General features: G+C 69.9%; 12 protein-coding genes. 5 read left to right on the top strand and 7 right to left on the bottom strand.

The genetic code is table 11. From position 1 onward, the window contains the following. Nucleotides 1-511 (bottom strand): transposase (locus tag E2493_RS19935; protein ID WP_135090391.1); only part of this gene is annotated, 511 nt, incomplete at its 3' end. Between the two features lie 480 nt (nt 512-991). Here E2493_RS19935 and E2493_RS19930 point away from each other — a divergent pair. Beyond that, nucleotides 992-1,342, top strand: coding sequence for a DUF2200 domain-containing protein (locus E2493_RS19930; protein WP_135090389.1), 351 nt, complete (start codon nt 992-994; stop codon nt 1,340-1,342). Between the two features lie 46 nt (nt 1,343-1,388). On the opposite strand, the gene E2493_RS21430 is transcribed toward E2493_RS19930, so the two are convergent. From E2493_RS21430 to E2493_RS19910, 6 genes are all read right to left on the bottom strand, one after another. Continuing rightward, complete coding sequence (locus E2493_RS21430; RefSeq protein WP_167737653.1) at nt 1,389-1,547, bottom strand: hypothetical protein; 159 nt, start codon at nt 1,545-1,547, stop codon at nt 1,389-1,391. Nucleotides 1,548-1,606: 59 nt separating this feature from the next. Continuing rightward, nucleotides 1,607-1,774, bottom strand: a complete 168-nt coding sequence (locus E2493_RS21425) for a hypothetical protein (RefSeq protein ID WP_167737652.1) — start codon at nt 1,772-1,774, stop codon at nt 1,607-1,609. A 149-nt stretch (nt 1,775-1,923) separates the two neighbouring features. After that, nucleotides 1,924-2,160 (bottom strand): DUF6894 family protein, encoded by a 237-nt coding sequence (locus tag E2493_RS19925; protein WP_135090387.1) that lies wholly within the window; start codon nt 2,158-2,160, stop codon nt 1,924-1,926. 102 nt (nt 2,161-2,262) lie between these two features. Then, a complete protein-coding gene (locus tag E2493_RS19920) occupies nt 2,263-2,775 on the bottom strand; it encodes a hypothetical protein (RefSeq protein ID WP_135090385.1) in 513 nt (170 codons plus the stop codon). Between the two features lie 44 nt (nt 2,776-2,819). Further along, entirely contained in the window at nt 2,820-4,436 is a 1,617-nt protein-coding gene (locus tag E2493_RS19915; protein ID WP_135090383.1) for a tetratricopeptide repeat protein, read from the bottom strand. 48 nt (nt 4,437-4,484) lie between these two features. After that, nucleotides 4,485-5,219: a tetratricopeptide repeat protein gene (locus E2493_RS19910; RefSeq protein WP_135090381.1), complete on the bottom strand. Its 735-nt coding sequence runs from the start codon at nt 5,217-5,219 to the stop codon at nt 4,485-4,487. A 114-nt stretch (nt 5,220-5,333) separates the two neighbouring features. Here E2493_RS19910 and E2493_RS19905 point away from each other — a divergent pair, with 114 nt between their 5' ends. The 4 genes from E2493_RS19905 to E2493_RS19890 all read left to right on the top strand — a co-directional run. Beyond that, complete coding sequence (locus tag E2493_RS19905) at nt 5,334-6,392, top strand: 2-dehydropantoate 2-reductase (RefSeq protein WP_225421607.1); 1,059 nt, start codon at nt 5,334-5,336, stop codon at nt 6,390-6,392. 257 nt (nt 6,393-6,649) lie between these two features. Continuing rightward, entirely contained in the window at nt 6,650-9,334 is a 2,685-nt protein-coding gene (locus E2493_RS19900; protein ID WP_135090379.1) for a M1 family metallopeptidase, read from the top strand. Between the two features lie 257 nt (nt 9,335-9,591). Next, a complete protein-coding gene (locus tag E2493_RS19895) occupies nt 9,592-9,990 on the top strand; it encodes a transposase (RefSeq protein ID WP_167737529.1) in 399 nt (132 codons plus the stop codon). Next, the coding region (locus E2493_RS19890) for an IS3 family transposase (RefSeq protein WP_135090377.1) at nt 9,987-10,535 on the top strand (549 nt) is incomplete at its 3' end. The genes E2493_RS19895 and E2493_RS19890, both read left to right, overlap by 4 nt.

Raw genomic sequence — 10,535 nt, 5'->3', positions numbered from 1 at the left:
TCGCCTCCGCAGGAAGTCCCTCGCCGCCGGCAACCCCCCGCTGCCGGTTGGCGTCGGCCTTGATCAGGCTGGCGTCGACCGCGAAGCCCTCGCCGCCGACCAGCCCCTCGAGCAGGCAGCGCTCGACGGTGAGCTCGAACAGCCGGCGCAGCAGATCGCTGTCGCGGAAGCGGCCGTGTCGGTTCTTCGAGAAGGTCGAGTGATCCGGCACCGCCCCGTCGAGGCCAAGCCGGCAGAACCAGCGGTAGGCGAGATTGAGATGCACCTCCTCGCAGAGGCGCCGCTCGGAACGAATGCCGAGACAATAGCCGATCAGCAGCATACGGATCATCAGCTCCGGATCGATCGAGGGCCGCCCTGTCGCGCTGTAGAAGGGCCGCAGGTGCTCGCGAATGTCGGCCAGATCGACGAACCGATCGATCCGCCGCAGCAGGTGGTCGTCAGGGACGTGGCGCTCCAGGCTGAACCCGTAGAACAGCGCCTCCTGCATCACCGTCCGCTCGCCCATCATCGGCTCGCCTCCCGCTCTGGCAGGACGATTGAATCAGAGCGGAGTCACGGCAGCAAGGGGAGTTTTTCAACACTATCTACCCATAGCGGACCTCGCTCCCCATCCAGCACTTGCTGGAGCGGGTTGGGGGGGGTGGCTCTTCTGTTTCAATGCAGCGTCAGCGCGGACGAAGGCAGCAAGAACCACCCCCAGCCCCTCCACGAAATCGTGGAGGGGAGACCTGACAGAAAACCCGGCGCCGCTGGATCGGCATAGACCCACCCGTTGCAGCCAGAATGCAGGAGTGGGCCCGACCTCTCGACTGATTTCGGCGGGATCGTCCGCGAAGGCGCCGATCCGTCCTGCATCGAGTCTCGCTGCCCTGCGATCGGGCGCGGGCTCGAATTGCCGCCCCTGCCGGCACGTCCGCCCGGGCTGGCGCTCCGCCCCGCCTTTGCTACCCTGCGGCTCCCCCCACCCCGCGCCCCCAGGGAGCAGCCGATGGCAGGACACCGCATCTACACAACGAGCGTCGCCAGCGTGTACCCGCTCTACGTCGCGAAGGCGGAGCGGAAGGGGCGGACGCGGGCCGAAGTGGACGAGATCGTCCGCTGGCTGACCGGCTATTCGGAAGACGGGCTGGCGCGGGTGCTCGCCGACGGTGTGGATTTCGAGGCCTTCTTCGCCGGCGCGCCGGCGCTCAACCCGGCGCGCAGCCTGGTCACCGGCACGATCTGCGGCGTCCGGGTCGAGGCGATCGAGGAACCGCTGATGCGCGAGATCCGCATCCTCGACAAATTGATCGACGAGCTCGCCAGGGGCCGGCCGATGGCGAAGATCCTGCGCGGCTGAGGCCCGGGCGCAGCGGGGAGGACGTCGAGGGTCGCCCTCCCTCCGCTCAGGCGGCGTCGCGCCGCTCGAGCGCGCGGGCGCGCCGCTCGTATTCCTCGGCCAGAGCGAGGAGCGCTTCGGCCGATCGCGAGTCCCGGCAGCCCGCGGCGAGGCGCCGCGACAGCGTCGCGTGCGTCAGCAGGTCCCAGCGCTCCCTCTCGTGCATGCGCCTGCGATACGGCCTTTTGGCGGGTGCGCGCGATATCGTTGAACTACGGACGGGGATCACCCGGTCGGCATTGGATTGTCCGGCTCGGCGGCGAGCGCCCGCGCCTCATATTCGGCGGCCATGTCGCGCAGCACCCGGGCGGTCCGGACGTCGTCGCAGCCTTCGGCGAGACGCCGGCAGCGGTCGGCCTGCCGGCGCAGGAAGGCGGGATCGTCGATGGTCATTGCGGGTCCGGAACGCGCTCGCACTCCAAAGGCCGCACGTCACCAACCCATGTTAGGCTGGTTGCCGATTGCCCCGCTTGCGGGCAGCGGTCGGCGCGGGGCGCGCGCGCCTCGCCGCGCGCTCCGGTGCGGCTCCTCCGGTCAGCCGGTCAGCCGGTGAGCGTGAACGCCTCGCGGAAGGTCACCGTCATCAGCCGGGCATTGCCCTCGCCGGTGATCTCGATTCGGTGGTCGAGGTTGAGGTGCCCCTTCTTGACCGACTCGCAGACCAGCTCCCGCGCCGCCTCGACCGCTGCCTCGCGGGCGGCGGCGAGGTCGGGCAGCTCCTGGCCCTCCTCGTCGATCGTCGTCTCGTCGTTGAAGATGTGGAAGTAGAACCGCGCCATCGCCGGGGAATGCGCTGGAGGCGGAAAAGGTTTCACCGGGGGACCGGCGCGCGACCGCCACGGAGCGCGGCGCCCCTCCCGCCGACCGCGCGCTTTCGCCCGTCAGCGGACGGCAAGGCAGCGGGACGCCACGTTGCGCACGGTCGAGGGCGCCCGCACCACCAGCGCGACCTGGCGCGACGGGTAAGGCGGGACCATCTGCTGCGTATAGATCAGCAACGCTTTGCGGCCCGGGCTCATTTCGGCGACGAAATTGAGCCGGCCGTCGGCCCCCGCCACATGGTCGCGGGTGCTGACCTCGGGCGCGGCCAGCAGCCCGGCCCTCGCCAGCAGGAATGCCTCTCCGCGCGCGCCGGACAGCGCCGATCCGGTGAGCGCCGCGGCCTCGGCGGCGCTGATCCGGACGTGGCTGCGCTCCTGTAGGCGGGCGACCGCCCGCGCCTGATGCTCGATCGCGACGAAGGTGACGTTGGCGCGGGGGATCGAGGTCCAGGCCGACATGTCGCGCGGGATCGCGCCCGACGCGCACCAGTCGGCGGCCGGAGACGCGCCCGCGCCCGGCTGCGCGCAGCCGAACACGGCCGCCAGGACAAGAGCGGAATGCGCTGATCTCATGGCTCGCGCCCTCAACCTGCCCTCCCGGCATTCCCCCGTACCAGCTAGAACACCTCGTAGCGCTCGGCCTGGAACGCCTCCAGCAGCGGCGCGGCCCGGTCGTCGCCGGCGGCGATCGCCTTGCCGAACCAGATCTCGGCTCCGTCGGGATCGAGCGGCAGGCCGTCGAGGCCGGCGCAGATGATTCCGAGCGTCGTCATTGCGAACGCATCGCCGAGGCCGGCGGCCTGCTGCAGTAGGCCGATCGCGCGCGGCAGGTCCTGAGGAACGAGTTCGCCGATGGCGAGCGCGTGGCCGAGCAGGGCCATGCCCTTGGTGCTGCCGCCCTCCGCCGCCTTCTCCAGCCACATCATCCCGTCGCCGACATCGCGACGGAGCAGCTGCCCGACCAGGAGCAGCTCGCCGAGATCGGCCTGCGCCTGCGCCGAGCCGTGCTCGGCGGCGCGCCGGCACCACGCCAGCCATTGGTCCAGATCGGCCGGAACGCCGCGGCCGTTCTGGTACATCACGCCGATGCTGCGCTCCGCCTCGGCATGGCCAGCCGCGGCGGCGCGGCGGAACAGGCGAAGCGCCTCATCTGTGTCCTCGGAGCCCAGCCGACCGGTGTCGAGGAATACACCGAGCATGAACGCCGCATCGTCGTCGCCGCCGTCCGAAGCTGCGTTCAGCGCGGCGAGAATCTCCTGTTCCTCCGCCTCGGACAGGCAGGTTCGATTCATCTCGCGCATCCACTGGATCAGTTCGCGGGGCGTCGGCGCCCGCGGCTGACTCGGCGCGGTGGGCACGATCTGCGCCCATCCCTGTCGGACCGGCGGGACGGCGAACCCCTGCTGCCGCATCTCCTCCAGGCCGTTCACCGCGCGCGCGACGCTCGCGTCGGCGGCCGCCGCGAAGAAGTGCATCGCGGCCGCCGGGTTCCTCTCGACGCCGCGCCCCCGCCAATAGCAATGACCCGCGTCCGCCCGCGCCTCGGCGACCTCACTGGCGGACGCGCGGATGTACCAGCGGAAGGCTTCGTCCGGATCCTCTTCGACGCCGAGCCCCTGGTCGTACATCGCGCCCAGCGCGTGGTCGCACTCGCCCCGGTTCTGCGCTGCGCCGGCGCGGAACAGGCGCAGCGCCTCGTCGAGATCCTGCGATACGCCGCGCCCGTCGCGATAGGCTATGCCGAGGCGATAGAGAGGTCCCGGCTCGCCTTCCTCGATGCCGCGGCGGAGCCAGCGGACCGCCTCCTCGGGATCGGCCGTGACGCCGTCGCCGTCGTACAAGGTGGCGGCGAGCCTCTCGTATGCAGCAGGATGACCGGCCTCGGCGGCCTGACGGTAGTAAGCGACGGCAGTTTCCGGGTCTTCCGGGACGCCGACGCCGACGTGGTAGAGCTCGCCGATATGGAGCAGCGACAGAGCCGAGCCGGCCTCCGCCGCGCGGCGGTAGAGGCGCAATGCTTCGGCAGGATCGGCGACGTCCGGCGGACCGAAGCCAAGAATGTTGGCGAGCAAGCGCCCGGCCTCGACGTCGCCCTCGTCGCACAGGCGCCGGAGAATCGGCATAGCCGCCCGCCACTCGTTCTGCATCGTCAAGGACACGGCGTCTTCGAGCCCGGGCTCGGGCGCGACGGCCTGCTTCACGCTACGCACGACATGGGAGAGCAGGTTCAGCATCTTGGCCCCTTTCCTGGCGGCGCTCGAGACGGCGCCGTTTGCCGTCGTTCAATCCATCTGCGCGAGGAGGTCGCGAGCCAGCGCGTCGTCCGATGCAGCAGCCTCCCGGAGCAGCCGCCGGGCGGTCGTTTCGTCGGCCGGGACGCCCACGCCTTCCAGATGAGCCATGCCGAGATAGGCTTTTGCGCGGGGATTTCCCTGGGACGCAGCACGACGAAGATAGTCGTGTCCGCGCTCGAAATCGTGCGGGACGCGTTCGCTGAAAAGATATTCGCCGCCGGCGTAGGTCAGGCCGCGATCGTTCCCGGCTTCGGCGGCCTTGCGGTACCATTGGAAAGCGGCGTCGAGATCCTTCCCGATCCCCTCTCCGTACATGTAGGCGGCTGCAACATCGGCCAAGCCGTCGCTGCTTCCATGCTCTGCCGCGCGGCGAGCCCAGCGCAGCCCTTCCACCGCATCAACCGGAACGCCTTGCCCGGTGCGATACGCCAGTCCGATCGCCCGCTCGCATTCCGGATTTCGCAGAGCAGCACAGCGGCGGAATAGCTGTACCGCCTTTACGTCATCTTCGGGAACGCCACCGCCGCCGAGCAGATAGGCCGTTGCGAGAATGTGCATGGCCTCGGCATCGCCTGCTTCGACGGCTGTCCGAACCTTCGCGATGTCCATCAGCTGGAGCTGGTTCTTGGACTCCTCGTCCGCGGGGTTCGTGTTCGAGCAGCCTGTGGAGGCCGTCGCGAGGAGCAAAAACGCGGCGAAGGGCAAGCGAACGAGACTCGACATGGCGATCTCCTTGTTCCCTTCCTGTTCTCCTAACACGTTTCGTGCCCCGCCACAAATGGTTGATCCGCGCCGCGCTTCGCCACACACCGGCGCGATGAGGGAGGACGGGCGGACATGGCAGCGGAAATGAACGTCGCGATCCTCGGCGCCGGCTCGGTCGGCTGCTTCGTCGGCGGCGCCTGGGCGGCGGCCGGGGTGGCGGTGCGCTTCGTCGGCCGGCCGCGAATCGCGGAGGAGGTCGCCGCCGAGGGGCTCACTCTCACCGATTTTTCCGGCTGGCAGGCGCGGCTGGCGCCGGACGCGGTCGATTTCGGCACCAGGCCGGCCGCGCTCGCCGGGGCCGATCTGATCGTGCTCGCGGTCAAGAGCCACGGCACGGCCGAGGCGGCAAAGGAGATCGCCCGCCATGCGAGGAAGGGCGCGCTGGTGCTCAGCCTGCAGAACGGGGTCAGCAACGTCGAGACGCTGCGCGCGGCGCTGAAGGACCGGTTCGAGGTGATCCAGGGCATCGTCCCGTTCAACGTCGCCCATCTCGGCCACGGCCGCTTCCACAAGGGCGTCGCCGGCGATCTGATCGTCCAGGAGCACGCCGCGACCCGCGCCCTCGCCGCCGCGGTCGCGCGCGCGCCGGAGGGCGCCCCCGCCCGGCTCCGCCTCGCCGACGACATGCCGGCGGTCGCCTGGGGCAAATTGCTGATCAACCTCAACAATGCGGTCAACGCGCTCAGCGGCCGCAGCCTGCTCGAGCAGCTGAAGCAACGCGACTATCGCCGGGTCGTCGCCGCCTCGATCGTCGAGGCGCTGGATGTCCTCGCCGCCGCCGGAATCGCGCCCGCCCAGATCGGCCCGATCCCGCCGAAATTGCTGCCCCACGCCATCGCCGCGCCGAACCTCGTGTTCAACAACCTCTTCCTCAAGGTCCAGAAGATCGACGCCAAGGCGCGCTCGTCGATGGCCGACGACATCCGCGCCGGTCGCCCCACCGAGATCGATTTCCTCAACGGAGAGGTCGTCCGGCTGGCCCAGCGGCTGAAGCGCAAGGCGCCGGTCAACGCGGCGATCGTCGACCTGGTCAAGCAGGCGGAGCTCGGCATCGAGCATCTCTGGAGCCCCGAGGACCTGCGCGCCCACGTCCTCCAGGGGCACAAGGTCGCGCCCGTCTTCGGCTATTAGGAGATGGAGGGAAAACGCCGACGTACCTCACCCACTCACGCGACGTGCGGGGCACGTCGCGGCAAACGGGCGCGACAGGTGTTCGGCTACTAGGAGAGGAAGCGCCCAGCCGGGGTGGTCAGCCTGCAGCGCACACTTCCGAACGGGCTGGGGAGATGCCCCTATCGGGCGCGAGGCCGGAGCATCGTAGCTGCGCGTTGACATCGCCGGGGCCGCCGCGCACGAGTCCCGCCATCTCACCATCCGGAGACCGCCCGATGCGTCTTGCCGCCGCCGCTTCCCTCCTCGCCCTCTCCCTCTCCCTCGCCGCCTGCGCGAGCAATGACCGCGCCGCGCCGGAGAGCGCCGCCCGCGCGCCGGCCGCCGCCGCCCGCGCCGACGTGCCGACCCAGCTGCCGCGCCACACCCGCCCGCTCCAGTACAGCATCTCGGTCACCCCGGACGCGCAGAACCTGCGCTTCACCGGCATCACCACCGCCGATGTCGAGGTGCTCCAGGCGACCGACAGCATCACCGTCAACGCCGCCGATCTCACCTTCAACAGCGCGACGATCGCCGCGCTCGGCGCCGACGGCCGCACCACCGGCGCCGGCCAGGACGGCCGGGTCGACGTCGACGCCGACAAGCAGAATGCCACCGTCCGCTTCGGCCGCACCCTGCAGCCGGGCCGCTACCGCCTGACCTTCGATTATGCCGGCAAGATCTACACCCAGGCCGCCGGCCTGTTCGCGCTCGATTACGACAGCGCCCAGGGCAAGAAGCGCGCCCTGTTCACCCAGTTCGAGGCGCCGGACGCGCGGCGCTTCTTCCCGGGCTGGGACGAGCCGCAGTTCCGCACCCCCTATACGCTCACCGTCACCGTGCCCTCGGGCGACGACGTGATCAGCAACATGCCCCAGGCCGGCGTCGAGCCGCGCGAGGGCGGCATGAAGACGGTCACCTTCCGCACCACCCCGCCGATGTCCTCCTACCTGCTGTTCATGGGCGTCGGCGAATTCGACCGGATCACCACCACCGCCGCCGACACCGAGATCGGCGTCGTCACCAAGCGCGGGGACGGCGAGAAGGGCCGCTGGGCGCTCGAGGGCTCGGCCCAGCTCCTGCCTTGGTACAACAGCTATTTCGGCACGCCTTATCCTCTGCCCAAGCTCGACAACGTCGCCGGCCCGGGCAGCAGCCAGTTCTTCGGCGCGATGGAGAATTGGGGCGCGATCTTCTCGTTCGAATCGATCCTGCTGGTCGATCCGGCGATCACCAGCGAGGCGACCCGCCAGAGCATCTTCGAGGTCGCCGCGCACGAGATGGCGCACCAATGGTTCGGCGATCTCGTCACCATGGCCTGGTGGGACGATCTCTGGCTGAACGAGGGCTTCGCCTCGTGGATGGCGACCAAGGCGACCACCGCCCTCCACCCCGAATGGGAGCCGGAGCTCGGCATCGTCGCCGGCCGCGAGGCCGCGATGGGCCTGGACAGCGTCGCGACCACCCATCCGATCGTCCAGAAGCTGACCACGGTCGAGCAGATCAGCCAGGCGTTCGACGCGATCACCTACCAGAAGGGCGAGGCGGTGATCACCATGCTCGAGGATTATGTCGGCGAGGACGCGTGGCGGCGCGGCGTGCAGGACTACATCCGCACCTATCGCCTCGGCAACACGCGCACCGACGATCTGTGGGGCAAGGTCGAGGGCGCGGCGGGCAAGCCGGTCACCGCCATCGCCCATGATTTCACCCTTCAGCCCGGCGTGCCGCTGATCCGGGTCGAGGACGGGACCTGCGCCGGCGGCGCGACCCGCGTCACCCTGCGCCAGAGCGAGTTCACCCGCGACCGGCCGCAAAAGGCGCCGCTCGCCTGGCGGGTGCCGGTGATCGCCGCCACCGTCGGCGGCAAGGACGCGCGCACCCTGGTGGAGGGCGGCAGCGCCACCCTCTCCGTTCCCGGCTGCGGCGCCCTCGTCGTCAACTCGGGCCAGTCGGGCTATTACCGGACGCTCTATTCGCCGGCGATGCTCGACAAGCTCACCGCCGCCTTCCCGCGGCTTAAGCCGATCGACCAGATCGGCCTGCTCGCCGATCAATGGGGCCTCGGCCTCGCCGGCTACCAGTCGGCCGCCGAGGCGCTCGACATGGTCGATGCGGTGCCGGCCAACGCCAATCCGCAGGTCTGGGCCCGCGTCCAGTCGATCCTCGCCGGCATCTACGGCCGCTACGAGGGCGATGCCGCCCACCAGCGCATGATCGCCGCTTACGCCTCGGCGAAGCTCGGGCCGGTGCTGAACCGGATCGGCTGGAGAACCAAGGCCGGCGAGGCGCCGACCATCCCGGTGCTGCGCTCGCAGCTGATCTCGACCCTGGGCTACATGGGCGATCCGGCCGTGGTGCGCGAGGCGAACCGCCTCTATGCCGCCAACGATCCGCTCGCCGCCGCCGGCCCGCTGCGCTCCACGATCACCGCCGTCGTGGCCCAGAACGTCGACGCGGCCGGCTGGGAAAAGATCCGCGCCCAGGCCCGCGCCGAGACCAATCCTTTGGTCAAGGCGCAGCTCTACCGCCTGCTCGGCGTCAACCGCGATCCGGCGCTGGCGCAGCGCGCCCTCGCCCTCGCGCTGACCGACGAGCCGGGCGCGACGACCAGCGCCGGCATCGTCAGCGCCGTCGCCGGCGAGCATCCCGATCTCGCCTTCGATTTCGCCATCGCCAACCGCGAGAGAGTCGAGGGCCTGGTCGATATCTCGTCGCGCTCGCGCTATTTCGCCCAGCTCGGCGCCGGCTCGTCCGATCCGAAGATGGTCGACAAGATCGAGGATTACGCCCGCCGCTACCTCACCCCGGAATCGCGCCGCCCCGCCGACACCGCCATCGCCGGTATCCGCGACCGCGTCCGGGTCAAGACCGAGCGCCTGCCGGACATCTCCCGCTGGCTCGAGGCGAAGAGCCGGTAACGGGAGGGACCCGCACCTCTACTTCCCCCCCTCCCCATTGGGGAGGGGCCAGGGGTGGGGCAGCACCGAGGACCCTCGACGGGTCCGAGGGGCTCGTTCGCCCGTTCGACGGGGCGAAGGCGCACCCGCTCGCCCGAGATAAGAAGAGAAGAAGGATCCCACGCAAAGCCGCAAAGCCGCGAAGGTTCTGCATGGGCCATGGAGTGACCCCCAAAAGTGAGACACTGAGCTAAGACACACTGAGCAAGGAGGCTGGTGTGGCGAGGCGACGACGGCATACGCAGGCGTTCAAGCTTTCGGCGGTGGCGCGGATGCAGGACGCGTTGGACGTGGCGGGCCTGGCGGCAGAGCTCGGGATTGATCGCGGGCTTCTCTACAAGTGGAATCGCGCTTTTCAGATCGGCGGCGCGGATGCGTTGCTGTTTCCCGGCGAGCGGGTGCGCAAGGGACTGCCGGCGCGAGTCCTGGATGCGGGCGACCGCGCGATCGGCGCCGGGGTCAAGGATGCTCCGGCGGTACCGGCGGGCACTCCCGAGCTGGAGCGGAAGGTCGCGCAGCAGGCGCTGGAGCTGGATTTTTTTCGAGCAGCCTTGCAGCACTTCGCGGGACATCGTCGCACGAGCGGCGGGTCTGGCGGGACGGGATCTACGTCGTGATCCAGACGCAGGCCGAGCGGCAAGGCGCGCTTGGGATCGAACGGATGTGCCGTTTGGCCGGCGTCAGCCGTGCCGGCTATTACCGGCACTGGCAGGCGTCACAGCCGGCGCGGGAGGAGACGGCGGTGCGCGACGAGGTGCAGCGCCTGTCGCTCGAGCATCGCTTCTACGGCTATCGCCGAATCACGGCGCTGCTGCGCCAGTCCGGCTGGGCGGTGAATCACAAGCGCGTGCAGCGCCTCCGGCAGACCGACAATCTGCTGTGCATCACCGGGCGCACGTTCCGTCCGCCGACGACCGACAGCCGGCATCGTTTCAGCGTCTACCCCAATCTGGCGCGCAAGATGATGCCCACGGGCGCGAACCAGCTGTGGGTGGCCGACATCACCTACGTGCGGCTGGCGGAGGGTTTCGTCTATCTCGCCGTGATCCTCGACGCCTGGAGCCGCCGCGTGGTGGGCTGGGCGCTGGCGGACCATCTCAAAGCTGACTTGGCTCTCGCGGCGCTCGACATGGCGCTCGCCGCCCGGGCGATCGCGCCTGGC

The sequence above is a fragment of the Sphingomonas parva (ex Maeng et al. 2020) genome (genome assembly GCF_004564275.1).
Lineage (GTDB): Bacteria > Pseudomonadota > Alphaproteobacteria > Sphingomonadales > Sphingomonadaceae > Allosphingosinicella > Allosphingosinicella parva.
This window is presented reverse-complemented; position numbering and strand designations above follow the sequence as displayed.

Excerpts from the sequence above, each read along its gene's own strand:
- E2493_RS21425 (WP_167737652.1), bottom strand. The coding sequence starts at position 1,774 with ATGACCATCGACGATCCCGCCTTCCTGCGCCGGCAGGCCGACCGCTGC.
- E2493_RS19915 (WP_135090383.1), bottom strand. The coding sequence starts at position 4,436 with ATGCTGAACCTGCTCTCCCATGTCGTGCGTAGCGTGAAGCAGGCCGTC.
- E2493_RS19925 (WP_135090387.1), bottom strand. The coding sequence starts at position 2,160 with ATGGCGCGGTTCTACTTCCACATCTTCAACGACGAGACGACGATCGAC.
- E2493_RS19930 (WP_135090389.1), top strand. The coding sequence starts at position 992 with ATGGCAGGACACCGCATCTACACAACGAGCGTCGCCAGCGTGTACCCG.
- E2493_RS19920 (WP_135090385.1), bottom strand. The coding sequence starts at position 2,775 with ATGAGATCAGCGCATTCCGCTCTTGTCCTGGCGGCCGTGTTCGGCTGC.
- E2493_RS19910 (WP_135090381.1), bottom strand. The coding sequence starts at position 5,219 with ATGTCGAGTCTCGTTCGCTTGCCCTTCGCCGCGTTTTTGCTCCTCGCG.
- E2493_RS21430 (WP_167737653.1), bottom strand. The coding sequence starts at position 1,547 with ATGCACGAGAGGGAGCGCTGGGACCTGCTGACGCACGCGACGCTGTCG.
- E2493_RS19900 (WP_135090379.1), top strand. The coding sequence starts at position 6,650 with ATGCGTCTTGCCGCCGCCGCTTCCCTCCTCGCCCTCTCCCTCTCCCTC.
- E2493_RS19905 (WP_225421607.1), top strand. The coding sequence starts at position 5,334 with ATGGCAGCGGAAATGAACGTCGCGATCCTCGGCGCCGGCTCGGTCGGC.